General features: G+C 33.7%; 21 protein-coding genes, 1 tRNA gene and 4 pseudogenes. 10 read left to right on the top strand and 16 right to left on the bottom strand.

Annotated elements, in window-relative coordinates; translation table 11 throughout:
• Positions 1-94: 94 nt before the first annotated feature.
• On the top strand, positions 95-442 hold the full coding sequence (locus ABWU62_RS00970; protein ID WP_353287204.1) for a diacylglycerol kinase: 348 nt from the start codon (positions 95-97) through the stop codon (positions 440-442).
• A gap of 6 nt (positions 443-448) precedes the next feature.
• Here ABWU62_RS00970 and ABWU62_RS00965 read toward each other — a convergent pair whose 3' ends face one another.
• The 3 genes and pseudogenes from ABWU62_RS00965 to ABWU62_RS00955 form a co-directional block, all read right to left on the bottom strand.
• Entirely contained in the window at positions 449-1360 is a 912-nt protein-coding gene (locus tag ABWU62_RS00965) for an RluA family pseudouridine synthase (RefSeq protein WP_353287203.1), read from the bottom strand.
• A gap of 33 nt (positions 1361-1393) precedes the next feature.
• Positions 1394-3238, bottom strand: coding sequence for a hypothetical protein (locus ABWU62_RS00960; RefSeq protein WP_353287202.1), 1845 nt, complete (start codon positions 3236-3238; stop codon positions 1394-1396).
• A 41-nt stretch (positions 3239-3279) separates the two neighbouring features.
• Positions 3280-5303 (bottom strand): annotated as a pseudogene (locus ABWU62_RS00955) (ComEC/Rec2 family competence protein).
• A gap of 96 nt (positions 5304-5399) precedes the next feature.
• On the opposite strand from ABWU62_RS00955, the gene ABWU62_RS00950 reads away from it, so the two are divergent.
• Positions 5400-5476: transfer RNA gene (locus ABWU62_RS00950), tRNA-Met, on the top strand.
• A gap of 330 nt (positions 5477-5806) precedes the next feature.
• On the opposite strand, the gene ABWU62_RS00945 is transcribed toward ABWU62_RS00950, so the two are convergent.
• Positions 5807-5995 (bottom strand): hypothetical protein, encoded by a 189-nt coding sequence (locus tag ABWU62_RS00945; RefSeq protein ID WP_353287201.1) that lies wholly within the window; start codon positions 5993-5995, stop codon positions 5807-5809.
• A gap of 288 nt (positions 5996-6283) precedes the next feature.
• Positions 6284-7289, bottom strand: a protein-coding gene (locus tag ABWU62_RS00940) for an IS630 family transposase (protein ID WP_353287090.1) whose coding sequence is annotated in 2 segments (ribosomal slippage) — positions 6284-6826 and positions 6828-7289 — 1005 coding nt in all. Because the reading frame shifts where the segments join, the coding sequence is not laid out codon by codon here.
• A 97-nt stretch (positions 7290-7386) separates the two neighbouring features.
• Here ABWU62_RS00940 and ABWU62_RS00935 point away from each other — a divergent pair.
• On the top strand, positions 7387-7608 hold the full coding sequence (locus tag ABWU62_RS00935) for a hypothetical protein (protein WP_353287200.1): 222 nt from the start codon (positions 7387-7389) through the stop codon (positions 7606-7608).
• A gap of 25 nt (positions 7609-7633) precedes the next feature.
• On the opposite strand, the gene tmk is transcribed toward ABWU62_RS00935, so the two are convergent.
• Positions 7634-8227: a dTMP kinase gene (gene tmk, locus ABWU62_RS00930; RefSeq protein WP_353287199.1), complete on the bottom strand. Its 594-nt coding sequence runs from the start codon at positions 8225-8227 to the stop codon at positions 7634-7636.
• Between the two features lie 104 nt (positions 8228-8331).
• Between tmk and ABWU62_RS00925 the strand changes: the two genes are divergently transcribed.
• The 3 genes from ABWU62_RS00925 (at position 8332) to ABWU62_RS00915 (ending at position 11878) form a co-directional block, all read left to right on the top strand.
• Positions 8332-8904 carry a thioredoxin family protein gene (locus ABWU62_RS00925; protein WP_353287198.1) on the top strand — a complete coding sequence of 191 codons (573 nt, stop codon included), beginning with the start codon at positions 8332-8334 and terminating at the stop codon, positions 8902-8904.
• Positions 8905-8909: 5 nt separating this feature from the next.
• The gene (locus ABWU62_RS00920) at positions 8910-10628 is read left to right on the top strand and encodes a cation:proton antiporter (protein ID WP_353287197.1); all 1719 of its coding nucleotides are present in this window, start codon (positions 8910-8912) and stop codon (positions 10626-10628) included.
• 89 nt (positions 10629-10717) lie between these two features.
• Complete coding sequence (locus ABWU62_RS00915) at positions 10718-11878, top strand: aspartate kinase (protein WP_353287196.1); 1161 nt, start codon at positions 10718-10720, stop codon at positions 11876-11878.
• Positions 11879-11893: 15 nt separating this feature from the next.
• Here ABWU62_RS00915 and recF read toward each other — a convergent pair whose 3' ends face one another.
• Together recF and bcp are read right to left on the bottom strand one after the other, a co-directional pair.
• Entirely contained in the window at positions 11894-12973 is a 1080-nt protein-coding gene (gene recF / locus ABWU62_RS00910) for a DNA replication/repair protein RecF (RefSeq protein WP_353287195.1), read from the bottom strand.
• 8 nt (positions 12974-12981) lie between these two features.
• Positions 12982-13449 (bottom strand): thioredoxin-dependent thiol peroxidase, encoded by a 468-nt coding sequence (gene bcp, locus ABWU62_RS00905; RefSeq protein WP_353287194.1) that lies wholly within the window; start codon positions 13447-13449, stop codon positions 12982-12984.
• Between the two features lie 63 nt (positions 13450-13512).
• Between bcp and gshB the strand changes: the two genes are divergently transcribed.
• The gene (gene gshB / locus ABWU62_RS00900) at positions 13513-14439 is read left to right on the top strand and encodes a glutathione synthase (protein WP_353287193.1); all 927 of its coding nucleotides are present in this window, start codon (positions 13513-13515) and stop codon (positions 14437-14439) included.
• Here the strand turns inward: gshB and murG are convergent.
• Positions 14424-15446, bottom strand: coding sequence for an undecaprenyldiphospho-muramoylpentapeptide beta-N-acetylglucosaminyltransferase (murG, locus tag ABWU62_RS00895; protein WP_353288127.1), 1023 nt, complete (start codon positions 15444-15446; stop codon positions 14424-14426). The two genes, gshB and murG, sit on opposite strands and share 16 nt — an antisense overlap.
• Positions 15447-15519: 73 nt before the next feature.
• Between murG and ABWU62_RS00890 the strand changes: the two genes are divergently transcribed.
• Positions 15520-15870, top strand: coding sequence for a hypothetical protein (locus ABWU62_RS00890; RefSeq protein WP_353287192.1), 351 nt, complete (start codon positions 15520-15522; stop codon positions 15868-15870).
• Position 15871: 1 nt separating this feature from the next.
• On the opposite strand, the gene lpdA is transcribed toward ABWU62_RS00890, so the two are convergent.
• From lpdA to ABWU62_RS00875, 3 genes and pseudogenes are all read right to left on the bottom strand, one after another.
• Entirely contained in the window at positions 15872-17257 is a 1386-nt protein-coding gene (gene lpdA / locus ABWU62_RS00885) for a dihydrolipoyl dehydrogenase (protein ID WP_353287191.1), read from the bottom strand.
• 507 nt (positions 17258-17764) lie between these two features.
• Positions 17765-18523, bottom strand: a pseudogene (locus tag ABWU62_RS00880) (aminoglycoside phosphotransferase family protein); the annotation flags it as partial.
• A 45-nt stretch (positions 18524-18568) separates the two neighbouring features.
• Positions 18569-19548: pseudogene (locus tag ABWU62_RS00875) on the bottom strand (IS256 family transposase); the annotation flags it as partial.
• An 81-nt stretch (positions 19549-19629) separates the two neighbouring features.
• Here ABWU62_RS00875 and ABWU62_RS00870 point away from each other — a divergent pair.
• A protein-coding gene (locus ABWU62_RS00870) for an IS630 family transposase (protein WP_353287112.1) occupies positions 19630-20635 on the top strand; the annotation gives its coding sequence in 2 pieces (ribosomal slippage) (positions 19630-20091 and positions 20093-20635; 1005 coding nt in all).
• Between the two features lie 10 nt (positions 20636-20645).
• On the opposite strand, the pseudogene ABWU62_RS00865 reads toward ABWU62_RS00870, so the two are convergent.
• The 3 genes and pseudogenes from ABWU62_RS00865 to ABWU62_RS00855 form a co-directional block, all read right to left on the bottom strand.
• Positions 20646-20906 (bottom strand): annotated as a pseudogene (locus ABWU62_RS00865) (transposase); the annotation flags it as partial.
• Between the two features lie 175 nt (positions 20907-21081).
• The gene (locus ABWU62_RS00860; RefSeq protein WP_353287190.1) at positions 21082-21573 is read right to left on the bottom strand and encodes a disulfide bond formation protein B; all 492 of its coding nucleotides are present in this window, start codon (positions 21571-21573) and stop codon (positions 21082-21084) included.
• A gap of 84 nt (positions 21574-21657) precedes the next feature.
• A complete protein-coding gene (locus tag ABWU62_RS00855; protein ID WP_353287189.1) occupies positions 21658-22215 on the bottom strand; it encodes a hypothetical protein in 558 nt (185 codons plus the stop codon).
• 100 nt (positions 22216-22315) lie between these two features.
• On the opposite strand from ABWU62_RS00855, the gene ABWU62_RS00850 reads away from it, so the two are divergent.
• Positions 22316-23321, top strand: a protein-coding gene (locus ABWU62_RS00850) for an IS630 family transposase (protein WP_353287167.1) whose coding sequence is annotated in 2 segments (ribosomal slippage) — positions 22316-22777 and positions 22779-23321 — 1005 coding nt in all. Because the reading frame shifts where the segments join, the coding sequence is not laid out codon by codon here.
• Here the strand turns inward: ABWU62_RS00850 and ABWU62_RS00845 are convergent.
• The gene (locus tag ABWU62_RS00845) at positions 23318-23536 is read right to left on the bottom strand and encodes a hypothetical protein (protein ID WP_353287188.1); all 219 of its coding nucleotides are present in this window, start codon (positions 23534-23536) and stop codon (positions 23318-23320) included. The two genes, ABWU62_RS00850 and ABWU62_RS00845, sit on opposite strands and share 4 nt — an antisense overlap.
• Positions 23537-23599 lie beyond the last annotated feature (63 nt).

The following is a 23599-nucleotide window of genomic DNA, read 5'->3' as shown; positions in this document are numbered from 1 at the left end:
CCTGCTTTATAAGTGATCACGATTGAAAGGTGTTTTCATGCATTTTTTACCTAAGTGCAATAAGTGTAAATTCATTGAGTTTCTAAAATTGATAATGAAGAAAAGCATTATTCGTCTAGTAAAAGCAATTCAATATTCTTTTGAAGGAATAAAATCAGCTTTTGTATCAGAAGTTACGTTCAGACAGGAGTTACTGCTTTTTATAGTATGTGTTTCAGCTTTATTTGTTTTAGATGTAAGTAGTCTAGAACGTGCAGTGATGGTAAGCAGCCCATTTCTAGTGTTAATTGTAGAAATTATTAACACTGCTTTTGAAGCAACAATTGAGCGTATTTCCAGTGAACAACATATACTTTCAAAAAAGGTGAAAGATCTTGGAAGTGCAGCAGTTTTTCTTTCATTAATTAACTTCTTGATAATATGGATGATAATATTGATATGAATGTTATTAAGATATATTTTCAAATTCGCCGATTAAGACTTGCATGTCTTGTGGTAAATCAGAAACAAATTCCATATATTCTTTACTTTTGGGATGATATAAGCCTAGCGTGTGAGCATGTAGTGCCTGTCTGTTGAAGTTGCGGATAAAATCAGAATTTTTAGCATATTTTGCACTTTTACTACTATTTTTTCCGTAAACTTGATCACCTACTACAGAATGTCCTATGTGGCTCATGTGTACTCGAATTTGGTGTGTTCTGCCTGTCTCTAAAGTACATTTAACTAGGCTTGCTTGCCCTATAATTTTTTTCACTGAGTAATGAGTGATTGCTAATTTGCCTGCTGTTTTTGTGACACACATCATTTCTTTATTACTGCGTTTTGGAGCAATATGGGTTTTTACTGTTCCTTGCAGATTAGGTAATGCTCCCCATACTACTGCCAGATATTCCCGTTTTATTTTACGATTTGATATCAGCTCAGACAAGAAGCTGTGGGATTGTTCATTTTTTGCAATTACCATGAGTCCACTAGTATCTTTATCAAGCCTGTGAACAATTCCTGGTCTTGTATTTGTATATGGAATTTTGCCAAGGTGAGCGATCACTGCGTTCAGGAGTGTATCGTTATTTGTCCCAGCACCAGGATGGACAGTTAGCCCATTTTGTTTGTTCAGAACTATAATGTCCTCATTTTCATAGACGATATCAAGCTTTATATTATAGTTAGGTTCAATTGATGTGGATATGTCAGGTTGAACGAGATGTACTATATACTCCTCACCTGGTTTTACTACATGATCATTATCAACTAAGGAAATGCCAAGTAATGTTACCTGTTTACCTTGTATCAATCTTTGCGCTTTACTGCGCGATATGTTGCACTTTTCAGCTATGTAGGTATCTAGCCTTTTCATTACTAACAATATCTAAGACTATATCTATAGTAGCTACCTTGAATAAGCTACTTCAAATGCTGCATGAACATCTGGATCCACAAAATCAACTTTTGTGCTAGGTTGAACTTGAAGGTCACCTTGTTTCTTGATATCAAAAATTGTCTGAGAGCCATCTTTCCAGTGGACTATTATTTTATTATCAAAGTTTCTTAATGTCACTTCACTGACTTTTCCTTCCTCATCATTTTTTTCTTCCAGCTTAATAGATTCTAATAAATAATAGAAAAACTCACTTGCTTTGCCATTAATTTTTTCTTTCCATTCATCTGCTTTTTCTTGCTCAGACAATTCTTTTTCCAATTTTGCGTTTTCTTTCTCTAATTCTTTCATCCTTTTTTCTGATTTTAACAGCCTGTTTTTCTCTATTACTTTTTTCTTTTCATCTTGCTCTTTTTGAAGAGGATTAGCAGCGTTACTGCTTCCACTGTTATTAGGTTCGGTTGATTGAGTTTGTTCATTTTTTATTTCTTCTACAGATTTCTTTAATTCTTCAAATGCTTTTTTCAACTCACCTACTTCTTCCTTAATTTTTTTTAACATGCCAAAGAGTTGATTGCTATCACCTTCCGTCTGATTATTGCTACTTTTATGTCCATTTCGACCAGATTGTGTTGTATCAAAATAGGGCACACCAAATCTTCCTAACTTTAAGCTTTCTACCTTGTCTTCCACTATCTTGATAGCATTCTTGAAAGTTTCAATAGCGCTTTGTAGATTGGAAAAAGTACCTTCAATATCTAATGAATTTGCTTTTTTTGTCAGCTGTTTAGCTTCACTTAAAATAGGCAAGATTTCCTCATGCAACTCATCTAAATCTTTTTTAATATCTTCTCTAATTACTTGTAGATGAACAAGTGTTTCTTTAATCTGTTTTAGAAGGCTACTATCAAGTAGATCTTTAGCTTCATCTAAGCGCTTATCGAGTGAGTCAACAATTTTATCTGTAAAATCAGTCAAGTGTTTATCAAGTAATTTTATCAATCGAGATATAGAATCATTTTCTTCCTCATCTTTTGTCTTTTTTTCCATTACCGATACAATACCACCTCTTCTGCATGGAAAGAGAATATCCAAATTGTTAAACTTTTTAACAATGTTATGATTATTGTTTATCTCATTGTTTTTTAGCTTGCTGAATGTTACATATATTCCAACAATAGCAATGATACTAGCCAGTGCAACTGGAGCCCATTCCAAATCCTGAACATTGGCAAAGCTAAATCTATTTTGCATTAATGCACCAACTATAATTACAGCACTAATTACATATGGTATGGTAAGAAAAATTGCCTTATTCTTATTCTCTTGTCTTTGATCATCTAATATTTTTTTTTGATTTTCAGAGATTGGCAAAATTATTGAAAAGCTTGCTTTTTTGTGACCTATAAGACTTAAATTTGGTTTTATCTCTATTTTTAGAGCATTTTCAGCGATTTCACTTATCTCGTTGTCTTTGCCACCTCTAATTTTATCATTTATTAATTCCTCCATCGACTTTTCTCCTTCTTTTATCTCCTGCTTATGCATATATCTCATAGCAAAAGAGGCTACAAAAGTTGTTAAAAGAATAACAGAAACTAAAGTGTAAATTGGCATGAATGTTGGGTTAAAAATATCTGTAATAAAGCTTAAATTATTACTGGTTATTATTATTGCAGTTACGTAAGCCAAAGAAAATTGAAGCCAAGTATTTACAGCCGCTATGAGCAGAGTGTTACTTACAGAATACTTTCTTGCTGCACGCCATAGTCTAGGGAAAAAACCAATAGCATCATCTATTTTGGCAAAATTATGATCTACTTTAACATTTAAAGGGTTTGTTATATCTAAAGGCATAAACTTCCTCGTACCTAATTAATTATATACTAATGACACTTTTAAAACAAGTTTTTTGGCTTATGCCAAGGACGATTAGAACGCACTTTACTAACCTTTATGCCACTATCTGTTAGCCAAACAGAGTGTGTGCCATATGCCTCTAAGTCAGAGTATTTGATGATTTTAGTATTGCAAGCTGGATAGTTAAACTTGCTTAACTGAATTACTAGATCGACATTGTTACAATTTTCTAAAATATCTTCTCTTTTATGAGCTAGCAACACTGACTTATTATTTCCTTTATTATATATACAGTCATAATCATTACATTTTAGCCTTTTGTTTGAATTACTGAATTTAGTATGATTCACAATTTGATTCTGCCCGTTTTGCTTTACCCACGTTTTGACAACAAAATTTCTGTTTTTTCTAGTAAGGGAATATAGTAAATTGTCATCTTCTTTTACAGCAAGATTATCAGCACTGACTAGAATGTCAGGAGTTGTATACATAGCGCTAGAGAAAATACCTAGCACAATAAAGAAAATTCCAAAGAAACGCCAATTCCTTTCCCACAAGCATAACCATAATAGCCCAAGCGTTATTATAATAATTAATGAGGCAGGAAAAGTGCGAATAGGAATAACCAAATACTGAAGACTGGCAATTGCGTTTGTTATATATAAAACGCTGTCAATTGGGCGTTCCATGAGAGGCGTTATAATCCACTGAGTACCTAAAGGAATCAATAAAACATAGATTATTCCAAGTGGAATAATAATGAGTGTAACTATTGGTATAGCAATCAAATTTGTGATAATGCCACTGATTGAAAAATAGTTAAAATTGTATATTGTGTACGGAACAGTTGCTAAACTTGCTATTATTGAGCTGATCATTATCGACACAAAATATTTTATTATTTTTATTTTGAATAACTTATTAGCATTGATCTGATAGCTGGCAACTAATGCCAAAACAGCAAAAAATGACATTTGAAAACCTGGCTTTAAGATTGCTTCTGTCTCCACTATGAGTATCACCGAAGCAGCAAACGCAATTGCTATTAATCCTCGATATTTCCTTTCTATGATTATTGCAACAAGTACCAAGATCACCATGATGTAGGCACGCTGAGCAGAAATTTGCATACCGGTAATCAACAAATAAAAGGTAGTTGGCAAGATAGTAAAGAATGCAGATATTTTTTTAGTGTTATATTTAAGAGTCAAAGTTTCAGATATTGCAAATAAATTACGGAATACTATAAAAAATAGACCAGCAACAAACGATAAATGTAAACCAGATATAGCGAATAAATGTGCTATACCTGAATCTCGTATCGCATTCATAGTTTTTTGATCTATCCCGTCTTTTTTGCCAATTAATAATGCAGAGATTATGTCCGCGTGTGGCTTTTTGGTATTTTGCTGTAGGTTTTCATAGATATATTGACGGAAAGATTCTATATACTCTTGAAATTTTCTTGCTTCAGCCTTTTGTACAGGACTATTTTGCTTGTTGCAAAGCCTGTTGCACTTATTTTCTGATAATATGCTATTCTTGCAAAATCATATGCATATTCCGAAGGCGCAATTTTTGGAGGAAAGAGTTTTGCTGATAATTTTACTTGATCCCCTATTTTAATGCCTTCTTCCGCTTTGGTTTTAACTGATATTCTGATGTTATCCAGCTTGAACTTCGTGTTTTTTATTTCATAAAGCAAAAATTGTTTATATGAGCCCCTATCGTTAATATCCTTCACTGTAGCAACAATATCTTTTACATACCTTTCCTTATCAAGAATGTGAGTATTAACTGAATCTGTTCTGAATTTGCTGGCTGTAAATCCTATGAGCACTGCAATTAAAGAAATGCATAATATTGCGTATTTCCTGTATAATATTGCAATCAGAATTAGTATAGGTGAAAGCAAGAGAAAAATAGATATAGTGAAAGCACAGCTTGGTTCAAAATTTAATGAGAAATAGGTTAAAATTCCTGCACACTGAAAAACAGGGAACCACAATATCAAGTTATATTTTTCATTGCACAGATTGTTATGTATATAATTTACTATCATGTTAAGAAAGGTTAATAGATATATAAATATATGTAATAGTGTGATTTTATTCTTTTATTTATTATTATTACGCATATAATAATAAATAAGCAACGACGCGGGATGGAGCAGCTCGGTAGCTCGTCAGGCTCATAACCTGAAGGTCGTAGGTTCAAATCCTACTCCCGCAACCATCTTTCAATTGTACAAACATCGCGATTTCTCTTATTATAATAGCAATGGTATTTCTGACTCAAAGCTTGTTTTTGACCTGTAGGCTCAATCGCAACATTCAGTAAAAAACTTAAGGTATTTATTGGTGAATTACATTAAATTATAGTGGCTGCATGTCTTTTTTATTTTTTCTACATTTAGCCAAATCACGCTTGTTAGTACATTATCAATTTAAATTATTAAAACTCGCTATTCGGGACTTCTTTTGCCTTTTTTCTATTTGGTTGGATGATTTTATAAATTAATTAAAATATTCATAATATTGATTTCTTATCACAACAATGCTATTATTAAGCTAATATTACTTTTAGTGAGGTATGAGCAATGGTTGATGTGGCTTTTATTGGCATAAATACAGTTATTGATAACGGATACAGAAGAAAAATAAAACTCGTTATGTCATGATTATTTTTAGCTGTGTCAGCAGCAACTGCCGTCTGGTTTATCTTTCCTGAATCACAAAATCTACTTGCTTCCATTCTTGCTTCCAGCTATATTCCTTTTCTTGACTCTGTCTATGGGATATTATACGTTTCTTTTTGGTTGTGAGAAAAAGTCTGTAGAGAAAATGTTCTCGGTATCTGCTGAGTCAGTTAAGAGAGTGAATTGCCAAGACGGAATCGGATTTTTGCTAGCAGAAACAAGAGATATTACAAAAAATAAGTTTTGTAAAGTACTTTTGTTTTGAGGATCGTAGCAAAGCGCACAAACTTGCTTTATATGTAAAAGACATTGATAGCATTGCATCCTTATACCAACTCTCATTATTAATGAACCAAATAAGAAGCATTGCAGAGTTGTTTAACCGTGGAAGGGGAAAGAGAGGTAATAAATTTACACAAAGCGCTCTCAAGCAGAACAATTGTATCGTAGATTTTATTGCGCAAAATGTTCTGTTTTATATATAACCAAAACCTCTCAACAGGATTGAGGTCAGGTGAGTATGGTGGTAGGTATATAATTTCGATATTTTTAGGTATCTTTAAACTTTTTGACTTATGCCAACTAGCGCAATCCATCACGAGAAAAGCCTTTCGTATTCCTAAATATTGCGACATCTGTTCAAGGAATATATTTATACAAGCAGTGTTGACGTTTGGTGCAAATAAGCTAAAATTCTCTCCATTTCTGGGATTAACTGCACTATAGAGATAAAAATTTTCCCTACCTAATTTTACCTTAACCTGTGTCCTACTGCCTTTTTTAAACCACCCATGTCCAACTTTTGAATGTGTACCAAACCGTGATTCATCGAAGAAAAATAGCTCTTTTTCAGAATGCATGACAATAGTTTCATTGAGGTTTTTTTTTAAACTCCTCTTGCTTATTTTTATCCTGTCCACTATGAACTGGTCTTGGTGTGATATATGAGAATTTCATTCTTTGCATATTACGATGTATTGTGGATTTGCTGATATTCAAACCAAATCTTTCTTGGATTCTTATTCTCATTTCTCTAATAGTAATATTGGGGTTTTCCTCTATCCACACCTCAATTTGTTCAAGTTGACTTTGGTTCAATATAGTTTTTCTACGGCGTTGAGGTGGAGAAAATAATTTTTCTTCTCTTCCAAATTTTATGTGCTTTATCCATGTAGTAATTGCCTTTCTCGAAATGCAACATATTTTTGCTACAGCTGTTATACTGTGCTTTTTTGCTGCAATTACAGCATTTAGTTTTTTTGCAACATACGCATTATTTCTTACTTTCTTCAGCATCTCTTTTGCTGATTCCACCACTTTTTCATCCAATAATTTTGATCTTAATGCCATCTAAACCTCGCTATTTTACTTACTCCAGTATGGCTTTTTTTCCATTATTGTCTATTCGTTACTTGTATAGCGGGAATTGGTATTAGTAGACGAGGATTTGTTAAATCACTTTGATCAATTTTTTACCATAACTGAAGTAAGCAATAAAAACAGTAGAAATGAGCTAATTAATCGCGCAAGAATATATAGAACAATAAGTGAAAAACCTAAAGATGAAATACAAAGTTTTTTAGCTAATCAAAAAGAGAGTCTTTCGTATGAAATAACGTCACCTAAAATTGATAATTTTTTACCACAGGTTAACGCAGTAACTGTTTAGGTTAGCAAAAGTTCAATAAGCATAGCTAAGTCTTTGCAATATCAATAATTTCATTGTGTATTTGATTATCACTTTTTTTTTCAATTTCAGTAATAACATTACATCTATTAAACTCTTTTACAGCTATTTCTTGAAATCCCTTTCGAACTTTATTATAAAAATCAATGTTCATTTCTTCATATTTATTTTTGTCTTTTGCTCTACTGAGCCCAACTTGAACATCAATATCCAGAATAAATGTGATATCTGGATATTTAATTTCTACTAATTTGTGTAAATCTCTTATTAGACTCAAGTCAACACCTAGCCCATATCCTTGATACGCAATAGTTGAATCGATAAATCGATCACAAATAACTGTCTTTCCCTCTTTAAGAGCTGGTAGTATTAATTCTTTCATATGTTCATATCTCATTGAGGTAAGTAATAAAAGTTCAGAGATGGGATCAATATTATCCTTAAGTAGTAATCCTCTTATTTTTTCTGCAAAATCAGTACCACCTGGTTCTCGAGTCAATACCACATTATTTTCACCGCGAACTTGCTTAAAATAATTTGCAAGTAACTCAGACTGTGTTGTTTTACCAGAACCATCTATTCCTTCGAAGGTTATGAACATAAGTTTTATAATTACAATGCTAAATGCAAGCAGTATACATAGAAACCATTTGACATTTAAGCAATAAGATCATAAGTTATATAAAGTAAAATACTCTATAAGCTATGGTTGCACTGAATACTCCTGAGGTAGATTTTGACTTTACTGCAAAGGATTTCAATCTCTTGGGAGTGGATAACAAATATTATACATTAAGTGACTGTTGTGGGAAAAATGGTCTTATTGTAATGTTTATATGCAATCACTGTCCTTACGTTCAATCAATTATTAGCAATCTGGTAAGCGATATTGATTTATTGAAAAAAGATTATCACGTAAATACAGCTGCAATAATGCCAAATGATGTGAATGAGTACCCAGAAGACTCCTTTGAAAACATGATTGATTTTGCCAAGGAAAATAAGTTTACATTTCCATATTTGATTGACAGTAACCAAGAAGTAGCTAAAGAGTATGGTGCTGTTTGTACCCCTGATCTCTTTGGGTTTAACGCTAATTTAAAACTTTGTTATCGTGGACGTTTTAACAATACAAAAAAAGAGAAAGTTCAAAATTATGAAATAGGAAGTAGTGATTTATTTCAAGCAATGAAATTTATTGCAAAAACTAGCAATCCTCCAGTTGATCAAAAATCAAGTATTGGTTGCTCAATTAAATGGTCTAATTCTACAGGGTAAATGTCATGCACAGCGGCTCTCAGCATTTGTTTGATATTATAATTTTACTCTCTGCTGCTGTATTCATAGTCATAGCATTTTGGAAAATGAATATCAGCCCAGTGCTTGGGTACTTTGTTGCAGGCGCATTGATTGGTTCTCACGGATTTAATCTGATAAATTCAGCTGAAGTAATGGATAACTTTGCAGAATTTGGTGTAGTTTTTCTATTATTCATTATAGGTCTTGAATTGACATTTGAACGCCTTATCGCCATGCGTATGCATGTGTTCGGATTTGGTTCCCTTCAAGTTATAGTTACTATGATAGCAATATGGTGCATTGCTCTCGCTTTTGGAGTGAGTACAAACATGGCAGCAGTCATTGGTGGCGGACTCGCACTATCCTCAACAGCAATAGTGTTGCAGGTTCTGCAAGAAAAGGGTTCTCAAGCAAGCCAAGTTGGTAGATTGTCGATAGCAGTGCTACTAATGCAAGACTTTGCAGTGGTACCTCTGATAGTACTAGTGCCTCTCCTTACTGGCAACTCTGAGCACAGTTTAATAAGTTCATTAACAGGCTCATTAGTACAAGCAGCTATCGCGTTAGTGTTGATATTTGTAACTGGTAGGTTATTACTGAGGCCATTATTTTCGGTTATTGCCAAAATGGAGAGTAATGAAGTCTTTATATCAACAACACTTCTGATAGTATTAGGATCAGCTTTCATTACAGAACAATTTCATTTATCAATGGCATTAGGTGCATTTGTTGCTGGATTACTAGTTGCAGAAACAGAGCACAGGAATTCGGTAGAACATGCAGTATTGCCATTTAAAGACTTATTTCTTGGTTTATTCTTTATGACTGTTGGCATGTCTATTGATATTGACCTTTTACTCAATAAGTTACCACTCGTTACTTTATTATCAATTATCCTTATCGTTTTAAAGACGTCTATTATATATACATTGTGTAGATTTTTTGGATTTAGAAGTGCACCTGCAATACAAGCTGGATTACTGCTTGCACAAGGCGGTGAATTTGCATTTATTTTATTCCGTTTAGCAGATGAATTAGATGTACTATCAAGTGAAATCGCTCAAGTGCTTATGATGGTAACTACAGTAACTATGGCTTTTACCCCTCTTTTATCGGGAATTGGAGACTGGATAGCAAATTCATTTAGCACTGAAAAAATAATACTAGACGATGAGGCAATCGAAACAGACACACAAGATCTTTATAACCACGTAATAGTTGCCGGGTTTGGTAGAGTAGGATATATGGTAACAAAAATGCTTACTGCAGAGCATTTAAGTTATGTTGTTGTAGATATTCAATCAAAAATAGTGAAAGAAGGAAAAAATGATAGTTTCCCTATATATCTTGGAGATGCTACAAGATATGAAATTTTAAAATCAGTAGGAATACAAAGAGCCCAAGCTCTTGTAGTTTCAATAAAGAACGAAGTTACTATAAAGAAAATAGTTTCTCTAGTTGCAAAAAACTTCCCGCATGTAAATATTATAATACGTTTACCAGATTTGAATAATGTGGAGGTTTATAAAGATCTAGGGGCTAGTAAAATTATTCCCGAAACGTCTGAAATTGGATTGCAGCTAGGTGGAGCAGCATTAAGTTTAAGTGGTATTAGCGAAAGCGGAGTTACATCTTTAAAAGGTAAATTTAGAAAAGGCAACTACAGTATGTTAAAAGACCTTGGTAGTGATAAAGATGAATAATCCTCTATCACTTTAATTAGTGACCAGAAAAACACATTTAATTAAGCAACTATACTCTCTAGAAAGGTGAAATTGACCTTATTGTAACTATGAACAAAATAATAATAAAAAAATTTGGTGGTACTTCGCTAACTGACTTAAATCGAGTTGCAAATCTAATAAAAAACGATATTGAAAAAGGTTATAATGTAATTGCTGTTGTATCTGCTGCTGCAGGATTCACTGACCAAATGGCTTTTCAAGCCAGGCAAATTTCAAATTTAAATTGTAGACAAGAGTTATCAGAGTATGATGTCCTGCTTTCAGCAGGAGAACAAACCTCTTGCGGGTTATTAGCTATCACTCTTCTGTCTGTTGGAGTTAATGCTAAATCATGGCTCGCCTGGCAGTTACCAATTCTAACGGATAATTTTTATTCTGAGTCTAAAATAAAAACAATAAAAATTGACCATGTGAAAAGATCTTTTGCTGAGGGTTATACTGCTGCAATCATTGCTGGTTTCCAGGGCATACACGGTGATAGAATCACTACTTTTGGTAGAGGAGGGTCTGATATCTCAGCAATTGCCTTTGCTGTAGTCTTTGGTATTAAAACTTGTGAAATTTTTACTGACATTGACGGAATATATACAGCAGACCCAAAAATTGTTCCAAGGGCACGCAAGCTTAAATCTATCTCTTACAATGAAATATTGGAAATGTCATCGTCTGGTGCTAAAATATTGCATAATCGTTCAGTACAACTTGCAATGAAACATAATATTAAGGTGCAAGTGCTATCTACTTTTAAAGAAGTAGAAGGCACTACAGTACTACACGAAAAGGACGTATTGGAAAGATACTTAATTACTGGAATAACTTATAGCACTAACGAAGTTCTTGTAACTTTTACTAACTTTGCAAATACTCTGGATACTTTAAGAGATATAGCAGGAGCAAACGTTAAAATTGACATGATACATGGGTCAAGCTTTTTGATTTCCAAATTTGATGTTGATTTAATGACAAAGTTATTGAACAAAAATGAAAATTATGTCGTAAATAATAATATAGCTAAAATTTCAATAATTGGTATTGGTGTTATGTCTAACACTGAAGTAATGTACCGCACACTCAAGGTTTTAAGCGAAAAAAAGATAGAAATACTTGCTGTCACAATGTCCGAAATCAAGATCAGTATAGTTGTTCAAAAAAAACACGCTGAGGCTTTAATTAGAGATTTACATACCGAATATGAGCTTGATGTATGACAGCACGCTTGAAATTTATTTACTTAATAATTCAAAAAACTTGAAAGAGCAAAGATAGTTATTGAAATTATCTTGATTTACATCAGTTATCCAAGTTTGACATTGAATGCTTAACACTTCCTCTATTAACACCTTTCTGTAATGTTTATCCAAATGCGACATTATATCGTCCAGCAGAAGAAGTGGTGCCTTATTGTAATGAATACACCTTGCTTTTACACTAGATAAGATGATAGAAAGCAGTAATAGCTTTTGCTCTCCAGTAGAACACAGATTTATTGGCATGTCCCCTTTTTGGCAAAAAACCCGAAAATTATCATTATGTACAGAAAAGGTTACTCTACCAGTTAATGAGTCTTTTTTTCTGTTTTCCTTTAGACGATTCTGAAAATATTCTGCAGTATCGTTCAAAGTTAGCTGGCTGCTAAACTTCAAACTTGCTTTTGGAAAAAACTCACAGGAATGATTATTGATTGTGTCTTGTAATATTTTTAAAACAGACAATCGCATACGTAAAATATCAACTGCATTGGTAGCCATTACGTTTTCAAGGCTAGAAAGCCAATTTTCATTCAAGATATTCTCTTTCAATAGTTCACTTCGTTCACGTTTAGCTTTTCTATATTTCATGTAGCAAAAGGTATAATTTTCTTCAAATAGTGAAACTATACGGTCTAAAAATTTTAACCTGTCACTTGGAGAACTAAGAAGAATATAGTCCATTTGTGGAATTAACCATATTACATTGGATATTCTATACAGAGATGAATAACTTGATTGTATTTTCTTATCAATTTGTATTAGTTTCTTATTAAGATTCTTTCCTATACCAATTGAGTTAAGCTCTACTCCATTAAAAAAGTCATAGTGCACTGCCCAATCTTCATTACTGAATCTATTTTGCATCTCATTTGCTTTTGCTTTTTTCATTCCGTTACTTTTAGCAAGCAATGAGATTGCTTCAAGTACATTAGTTTTACCAATACCATTTTTGCCAGTTATTACAACTGATCTATCATCTAAATTCAGCTCAAAGTCTGAATGACTACGAAAGTTATATAATTTCAGTTTTTTTATATAGCAATGGGTAGTCATTCTTTAATTTATATTCTTCTTACTTCTTCTAGAACCTCATCAACATGTCCATTAACTTTTACATTTTTCCAAATTTGTACTACTTTACCTTTTTTATCTATTAAAAAAGTAGTGCGTTCTATTCCCATATACTTTTTGCCAAACATACTTTTCTCTACCCAAACACCATATTTTTCTAACATTTCAGCGTTTTCATCAGAAACTAAAAAGAACGGCAGAGAATATTTTGCTTTGAAGTTAGCGTGGCACTTAACGCTATCTTTTGATGCACCAATTATCACTGTGTCAAGAGAAGAGAAATCTTCTATTTTGTCTCTAAAGCCTTTTGCCTCCATTGTACAACTCGGAGTATCGTCTTTAGGATAAAAATAAAGGACTACATTTTTTTTATCAAAAAATTCACTGAGTGATAAAATCTCACCAGAATCTGTTGGCAAGCTAAAATCAGGTGCATTATTTCCTACTGTTAATTCCATACTTTGCTCCATTATTAACACTTTTATGGTACTATAGTATATTGTAATAGGAAGGGAGGATAAATGAAAGTAGCTTTTCAGATGGATGAAAGTATAAATTTTGAAGCTGATACTACATTTTCATTAATAAAAGAAGCGCAAAGAAGAAGGTGCGAAATTTTTGTTTATGTACCTAATAATTTAGCACTCAAGTTAAATCAGCCAATTGCCCTTGCTCAGAAAGTCAGTGTTGATGATTGTAGCTTCATTTCAAAAGAGGATGTAGTAATCAACCTAAATGAAATGGATATCATATTTATCAGACAGAATCCACCATTTGATATGCGGTACATTACAACAACCTATATCTTAGAAAAGACTACTGCGTTAGTAATAAATAATCCAACAGAAATAAGAAACTGTCCTGAAAAATTAATTACTTCACTATTTCCAGAGCTAATTCCTCCAACTTTGATCACTGAAAATATATCGATGATTAGAAATTTTTATCACGACTATCAAGATATCATATTGAAACCACTATATAGCTATGGAGGAAATGACGTAATAAGAATACAAGACCAAAATAGCATTCAAGTGGTAGTCGATCTCATGATTGCAAAATATGAATGTCCTGTGATTGCACAAGCATTTTGCAAAAACATAGACAAAGACAAAAGGATATTATTGCTAGATGGTAAACCAATAGGATCAATGAAGCGAGTTCCACAAGTAAATGGAGAGATCAGGACAAATATGCGACTAGGAGCAAGTTTTGAACCCGCTGAAATGAATGATATAGATAACAAGATATGTAATACAATTGGTCCTGAGCTAAAGAAAAGAGGACTAATATTTGTTGGTATTGATATTATAGATGACTTCCTTCTCGAAATTAACACAACTTCACCCACGGGGGTAGTTTACATCAATGAATTATACAATATATCACTAGAAAAAAAACTATGGGATGCATTCGAAGAAAAAGCAACTCGTCAACTAAGTTCTTGAGCTATTGCCTTAATAAATTCAGTAACTCCATTCCTTATTCTTGTTTTCTCAGTATTATTAGCCATATCACACAATTTTTGACAATTTTGCAATAAATCAACTAGCAACTCTCCTAGATTCTTTTTCGCGTTACTATTTTGCTCGACCATTACAGCTGCTCCCGAATCTTCAATATATTTTGCGTTATAAAATTGATGATTATCTTTTGAGTAAGGGTAAGGAATATATATAGCAGGGCGCTCAGCAAGAGTAATCTCTGCTATTGAAGTTGCTCCCGCTCTGCTAATTACCAAATGAGCATTGGCCAGTCTACTCTCCATATCATCGAAAAATTCACTTAACTCACAATCAATCTCTTCGCTTTTGTATAGACTCTTGACCTTATTTATATTTTTCTTCGTACATTGCTGTGTCACTTTAATTTTCTCTTTTATTTTAATTGGTAAATTACAAATTACGCTGCTCACTACATCATCAAAAAAATTTGCACCCTGACTGCCTGCTATTATTAACACGTTTAAAACTGTTTCAGCTCTAGAATAGCCTTGTGCTTCTATATCGACAAAATTTCCTGTAAAAACGCATTTATTGCCTTCTGCGTACTTAGCCTCTGGAAAGCTAGTTGCAATTAATTTTGCACTCTTGAAAAAGAATCTATTTACTCTCCCTAAAAATGTATTTTGTTCATGTAAAATGATAGGTATAGAAAGAACCTTTGCTGCAAGAAGAGTTGGAAAAGAAGCGTAGCTACCAAAGCCAATGACTAGTTTTGGTTTCAATTTTCTGATTTTATATATTGCCAGTGCAGAACTATACATTAACAAAAAGAGAAACTTCAATTTGTTGCCACTTGGCTTGCATAATGGTAAAATATAACTTTCTATATTGATGGTTTTTTGATCAGTGAATAATATACAATTGTGCCCTTGTACCTTTAGTGCTTTTGCTAAGGTTATAGCTGGAAAAACATGTCCACCTGTACCACCTGTTGCTAGAATAATATCCATCTGTAAGTAGCAAATTAATACTGAATTGTTAATCATTTTTTAGTAATCTGCACGTATAATTTTATTAAGCTTTATGATAGTTGAGTTAAAAATGCCTGAAAGCAGCAACAGTAAAAACGTGAAAAATAAGCCTCAAGAGCAAAACAGAAAAGGAGGTTTTTTAAAAAACATAATAAAAGCTCTTTTTAACTCAGTTGTTGATCTACCTCAGCAAGAACAAATCAATAAAAATATTGATAGACAACAAGATTTAGATAGTAAAAGAAAAAGCCCAGAGGATCTTAATCAGGAAAAAAAGCTTGAAGTGAAAGAAGCTGCTAAAGGGTTAAAAGAAAAGTTAGAAAAATCTGATATTGGTAATCAATCTATTAGAGTTGAATCGCCTAATCAGGATAATTGTAGCTCTAAAACAATGAATCGTTAGCTTAACTATTTAAAGATTCATCATCTGCGGCAAGTACTGATTCGTGTATAATTTCCGAAATAGTTGGATGAGGAAAAATCGTAGATTTTATGTCGCAGTCTGTTCCCTCTAGTTGCTTTGCAAGAGCGAAATTGCTAATTAACTCTGTTACTTCTGCACCTATCATATGAGCTCCAAGAAGTTCGCCTGTTTTTTTGTCTATAATTGTTTTCACTAAACCTTCAGTTTCACTTAGTGCAATAGATTTACCATTAAAGTTGGAGTGAAATTTTCCTACTTTTATATCATATCTACTTTTTATTGCCTGTTCCTCAGTAAGGCCAACGCTTGCTATTTGCGGATGAGAGTAAGTGCAATTTGGTATGCACTCTTTTTTTAACTTATGAGCATTTTTACCAGCAATCTTCTCAACACAGATCACAGCTTCATGACTTGCTTTATGCGCTAAACATGGGGGACCAGCTACATCACCTATTGCATATACACTTGTTTCACTTGTTTCATACCATTCATTCGTTTCAATGAAACCAGAAGGACTCAACTTAATTTTTGTATTTTCTAAACCTATATTTTCAGTGTTTGCTTGAACGCCAACTGCAACAATTACTCTATCGAATTCTTTATTCTCACCACTACTTAGCTGCACTTGAACAAAGTCTTTATTTTTAGTGAAAGTTTTTACGCTACTATTTGTATATATTTTTATTCCTTGTTTTGTAAATATCTCTTGTGCCAGGTTTGAAATATCTTCATCTTCCAGCGGCAAAATAGTGTCTTTTACTTCTATAATTGTTACATCAACTCCCAAAGTACTATAAAAACTTGCAAATTCTATTCCTATCGCACCAGAACCTATGATTAGTAGCGATTTTGGTAACTTCTTTGGAGTCATAGCGTGCTGCGCATTCCATATTAAATCTCCATCTGCTTCTATTCCAGGTAGATTTCGCGCTCTAACACCTGTTGCTAAAACGATATGACTGGAAGAAATTTCCTCCTCCTTTTTGTCATTAAGAATTTTTACAGTACGATTACCTGCAAGTTTACCAAAGCCTTGATGAACTTTGATGTTATTTTTTTTCATCAAATATGCAACACCGCTTGACAATTTATCAACAACGTTTCTTGAGTATTTCACTATTGATTGTATATCAAAGCTTGCATCCTTTACTTTTATGCCAAATTCTTCTGATCTTGTTATTAACCTATAAATTTCAGATGCTCTAAGTAGCGATTTTGTTGGTATACACCCCCAATTTAAGCATATACCACCAAAATTTTCTTCCTTTTCAACAATTGCAGTTTTAAATCCAAGTTGCACCGCTCTAATTGCTGCTATATAACCACCAGGACCGCTACCTATAACCGTAATATCATACTCACTCATCAGTTTTCTTCGTATTCAAAAAGATTATATATAACAGATGGAACCCGTATGATCAATGCTCAGGTATATAGAAGCAGCTTGACAAACCTTCCCACTTTTCTTATTATACTAATAAAAGTATTTATTCTTGTTTTTAATCTCCGCGGGTTTAATAACAAAATTCAGTAAAAAAACTCAGATACTTATTGGCAGATTACATAAAAATTATAGCGGCTGCATGTTTTTTAAATTTTTTCTACTTCAGCCAAAACATGCTTGTTAGCACATTATCAATTTACATTATTAAAACTCGCTATATAGGGATTCTTTTGCCTTTTTTTTACTTAGTAAATTTATTAATATTTATAGCTAAAGCTTCAAGCCAGCACTTGATGCTGGAATTTAGACACTGGGATGACACCCTTTATATAGACACCTAAGTTTTCTGGTCCCAGTGCCTGACACCGAAGGAGCTACTCGCATAACACCCTCTTTTAGAACAAATCACAATGTTCATACAAATATACTTTATGAATTGCGTCTATAATCTGTAAGCACTTCATTAATAGTGTGCAAAGCTTCAACAGCGTTCGTATTTGTGGTGATATCAGCAAGAGCCTTCCATAAAGCCCAGGCGCGGCCACGAGCCCAAGTGTTAGCATCCAACGGAAGCATTGCACGGAAGATTTTTCGGCTTTCTCCTCTAAGCAGCGTCCAAGCAATCATTAGATCGCAAGCGGGATCGCCGATCCCCAATCCTCCAAAATCAATTACAGCACTCAATTTTCCTTCTTGCACCAATAGGTTGCCAGCGCTAACGTCACCATGGACCCACACTGGCAAACTTTGCCAAGTGCTTGCCAGTGCTCCTTCCCAGAGCTCAATTGCAGCATTGGCATCTATTCTATCTTTCAGAACGGCAATTGCTTGCTTTATCTCAGTATTATAGGTTGTTAATACCCCTCCACGATAGAAATTATGTGGTCCGGAAAGAGGTCCATCTGTAGTATCTATGCGTTGTAAAGCAGCGAGAAATTGAGCAAGGCTGATTGCAAAGTCATTCAGATCTGCTATGTGCACAGATGCAGCGGTGTTGCCATCAATCCATTGGTAAATAGACCATTGCCACGGGTAACCCTCACACGACTCTCCCATTGCCAAAGGCTTTGGAATTGAAAGTGGCAGTAAAGGTGCCAACCTGGGTAACCACTTTTGTTCCTTTTCCACCTGCATTGCATACTTTGCAGCGCTTGGCATACGCACAAGCATGTGATCACCCAGATGAAATGTTCTGTTATGGGAGTGTTAAATAAACTGTGTCAAGCCGCATTTTTAGTTCAACTCAATTTTCAGTCTGTTGGGAAAGAAAATGTCAAGCTGAGACATAGTTAATGCCCAATTAGGCAAAGCTGTAGTCCACTTTTGCTCTACCTTTTTTATAGCACAATATACCTTTTGTACAAGGCATTTGTATTAGTAAATGAGCCCTTAGTTTTAGTAAATTTCCTAATTTGTCTATGCAATCCCTCAATTGGATTGGTGGTGTAAATCAGCTTCCTAACTGGTCCAGAATACTTAAAATAACCAGACAAATTTTCCCAATTGTTTTGCCATGATTTTGTAACCAAGGGATATTTTTCACTCCATTTTTCTTCCAGCTCAAGCAAATAATTCTCAGCAATCTCTTTACTTGAAGCACGATATATTTTTTTCAAATCATTTATGAAAACTTTTACATCTTTGCTAGATACATACTTCAGTGAATTCCTTATCTGATGCACTATGCATAGCTGTACTTCTGCTTTAGGAAATACACTATTTATAGCGGTAGGAAAGCTTTTTAGCCCATCAATACAGGCAATTAGAATATCTTCTACTCCTCTTTCTTTGAGGTCATTTAGTACTCCCAACCAGAAGTTAGCTCCTTCACTTTCAGCCAAATAAAAACCTAATACTTCTTTTCTGCCATTTTGATTTATGCCCAATATATTATACATACATTTACTTATGCAATGTCCGTCCTCCTTGACCTTAAAAAACATGCCATCCATAAATACTATTGGATACACTGATTGCAGTGGGCGGCTGCGCCATTCATTGATTACTGGTAGCAGTTTATCGGTAATACTAGATATCTCTGCTGCTGATATTTTGTGGTCATATATTTCCTCAACATGTGAAGCTATATCTCTGTATCCCATGCCACTGGCATATGTGCTTAAGACCTTTGCTTCAAGTTCTGGATGTAGGCTTGTTTGCCTTTTTTTGACTATTTGTGGTTCAAAGCTTCCCTCCCTATCTCTTGGTGTTATACCAATTCCCGCTATACAAGCAACGAATAGACAATAATGGAAAAAAAGCCATACTGGAGTAAGTAAAATAGCGAGGTTTAGATGGCATTAAGATCAAAATTATTGGATGAAAAAGTGGTGGAATCAGCAAAAGAGATGCTGAAGAAAGTAAGAAATAATGCGTATGTTGCAAAAAAACTAAATGCTGTAATTGCAGCAAAAAAGCACAGTATAACAGCTGTAGCAAAAATATGTTGCATTTCGAGAAAGGCAATTACTACATGGATAAAGCACATAAAATTTGGAAGAAAAGAAAAATTATTTTCTCCACCTCAACGCCGTAGAAAAACTATATTGAACCAAAGTCAACTTGAACAAATTGAGGTGTGGATAGAGGAAAACCCCAATATTACTATTAGAGAAATGAGAATAAGAATCCAAGAAAGATTTGGTTTGAATATCAGCAAATCCACAATACATCGTAATATGCAAAGAATGAAATTCTCATATATCACACCAAGACCAGTTCATAGTGGACAGGATAAAAATAAGCAAGAGGAGTTTAAAAAAAAACCTCAATGAAACTATTGTCATGCATTCTGAAAAAGAGCTATTTTTCTTCGATGAATCACGGTTTGGTACACATTCAAAAGTTGGACATGGGTGGTTTAAAAAAGGCAGTAGGACACAGGTTAAGGTAAAATTAGGTAGGGAAAATTTTTATCTCTATAGTGCAGTTAATCCCAGAAATGGAGAGAATTTTAGCTTATTTGCACCAAACGTCAACACTGCTTGTATAAATATATTCCTTGAACAGATGTCGCAATATTTAGGAATACGAAAGGCTTTTCTCGTGATGGATTGCGCTAGTTGGCATAAGTCAAAAAGTTTAAAGATACCTAAAAATATCGAAATTATATACCTACCACCATACTCACCTGACCTCAATCCTGTTGAGAGGTTTTGGTTATATATAAAACAGAACATTTTGCGCAATAAAATCTACGATACAATTGTTCTGCTTGAGAGCGCTTTGTGTAAATTTATTACCTCTCTTTCCCCTTCCACGGTTAAACAACTCTGCAATGCTTCTTATTTGGTTCATTAATAATGAGAGTTGGTATTAGCAGCTCAAATGAGCCTGCACTCGTGCGTAAAGTTTTTGCGTTTCTCCCATTTCTTCGGTTATTTTCTTCACTTTCAGCTGACATGTAGCTTTCTATTTCACCTTCCAGACTTGCCTCTAGCAACCTTTTTATAAACGGTGTTAATGCTCCATCTCTTCCTGTCAATGGTCTTCCTTCTCGTATAGATGACAGGATATTTGTTTCTAATTCTTTATAATCTACCAAACCAGTAGTTCTATTTGCTTGACTCATATCAAACCTCCATTTTTTATATCAATTTATTACTTTTTTTTTCGGTTTGACACACTTTTTTGAACGTTCCCTCTATTATCCCATCCACCGGGCACGATTTGGCAGATAGATAAATCTTTAAATTGCGGAAACTGGGTGGCAACTAAGCGGTGTACAAATGCAGCATCTACTCTTGCTACTTTTTGCACCAATTGTGCCTTAAATTTCTTTCTCTATAATACATTTTACCTGATAAGAATAGAGCTACTATAAGGTAAATTAAGTTCCATGTTGCTAACGAAACACCAAAAATATAATGAGGTCTGTCACAAGATGGAGAGTAGTTAGGGTTTAATAGATTATTTCTTAGCTCTTCTATGCTAACGTTACCACTTGCTTGCTCTGTACAGCCTAAAACATCATGAAATAAGCGGAGTTCAAGACCTACATGATAAAAAGATATTATTGCACCAATGAGGTAGCTGCAAAACATCGCATAGATTAGAATTTTGTTGTCTTTGAACATATACGCAACTGCAAGTAGCCCTGTAACATAGTAAACTACTCGCTCGTATATACATAACTTGCACGGTATCATATTGAAAAAATACTCTAGCACATATGCAAAAATTAAAGCGACAGCGCTTGATAAGAGAAAAATTATAGAACTGTTATTTACATCTGACATAGTTAATGAATTACTACAATATCTGTGAAGAGTCAACTCTTGTTTGACAACGTTTCATGTAACCTAAGTACTATGTTACTACTTTTAACCTCTATACATATGCTCACATCTGGATACTGATTTGATTTGCATACTAGTTACAACTCTAGTATCACTATCTATTTTTGCAATTTCTTCTTTGGTATACAATTCATCCTTGTTTTTCGTCCAGCTATTGTCATATTGAATATCAACTTCTCCTCCATTGGTTTTAAACCCAAATGTTTCTTGCATAAGCAATCTTGCTTCTTCCAAACGTCTATTGTAACGTTTGTTAGAATCTTGATAGCTAGATATAAGTAGAAGAACGTCATTAGAAAGAGTGAAATATACCATCTCTTCCATAATTTTGTAAATCTCATGTTCTGATAACTTAAACAAAGGATAATCTTTTTGAAACTTATTCTTTACTTCATTGTAAATTTCCATAATTTTTACTCTACCAGCATCGCTTAGAGCAATGATAGCATTTTCAATACTTGCTATACCATCATAGTCATAACCTTTTCTGTCATTTTCAGCAACCAAAAAGCCATGCACAGCCTGAATCTCACCAACTTTCTTATCTTCTTTAGGTAAGATATCAAAATCAAAATAGATCATAGGAGACTTCAGTGCTAATACCAATTCCCGCTATACAAGCAACGAATAGACAATAATGGAAAAAAAGCCATACTGGAGTAAGTAAAATAGCGAGGTTTAGATGGCATTAAGATCAAAATTATTGGATGAAAAAGTGGTGGAATCAGCAAAAGAGATGCTGAAGAAAGTAAGAAATAATGCGTATGTTGCAAAAAAACTAAATGCTGTAATTGCAGCAAAAAAGCACAGTATAACAGCTGTAGCAAAAATATGTTGCATTTCGAGAAAGGCAATTACTACATGGATAAAGCACATAAAATTTGGAAGAGAAGAAAAATTATTTTCTCCACCTCAACGCCGTAGAAAAACTATATTGAACCAAAGTCAACTTGAACAAATTGAGGTGTGGATAGAGGAAAACCCCAATATTACTATTAGAGAAATGAGAATAAGAATCCAAGAAAGATTTGGTTTGAATATCAGCAAATCCACAATACATCGTAATATGCAAAGAATGAAATTCTCATATATCACACCAAGACCAGTTCATAGTGGACAGGATAAAAATAAGCAAGAGGAGTTTAAAAAAAAACCTCAATGAAACTATTGTCATGCATTCTGAAAAAGAGCTATTTTTCTTCGATGAATCACGGTTTGGTACACATTCAAAAGTTGGACATGGGTGGTTTAAAAAAGGCAGTAGGACACAGGTTAAGGTAAAATTAGGTAGGGAAAATTTTTATCTCTATAGTGCAGTTAATCCCAGAAATGGAGAGAATTTTAGCTTATTTGCACCAAACGTCAACACTGCTTGTATAAATATATTCCTTGAACAGATGTCGCAATATTTAGGAATACGAAAGGCTTTTCTCGTGATGGATTGCGCTAGTTGGCATAAGTCAAAAAGTTTAAAGATACCTAAAAATATCGAAATTATATACCTACCACCATACTCACCTGACCTCAATCCTGTTGAGAGGTTTTGGTTATATATAAAACAGAACATTTTGCGCAATAAAATCTACGATACAATTGTTCTGCTTGAGAGCGCTTTTTGTAAATTTATTACCTCTCTTTCCCCTTCCACGGTTAAACAACTCTGCAATGCTTCTTATTTGGTTCATTAATAATGAGAGTTGGTATCAGGAGTAAAACCAGATCCATTTATTACTAATTTCACTACACGCGTATCTTCCCTTTTTGCCCAATTGCTCAATCTTTCCAAATATTTTTCTGGAATCGGGTATCCATATCTTTTTGGAAGCCACTGAAATACTAAAGGTGTATCAACCGTGAAAGTATGTGGAGATCCAGGCCTTAAATCTTGTCCTTTATAATTCATAGCAAAAGTACTAAATAAGTTAATACTTTATTATATAATATTAATTTATCAACTACTTATTTA

The sequence above is a fragment of the Wolbachia endosymbiont (group B) of Gerris lacustris genome, assembly GCF_964028355.1.
In the GTDB taxonomy this organism is placed as follows: domain Bacteria; phylum Pseudomonadota; class Alphaproteobacteria; order Rickettsiales; family Anaplasmataceae; genus Wolbachia.
Note: the sequence above shows the minus strand (reverse complement) of the source record. Positions and strands in the feature narration are given on the sequence as shown.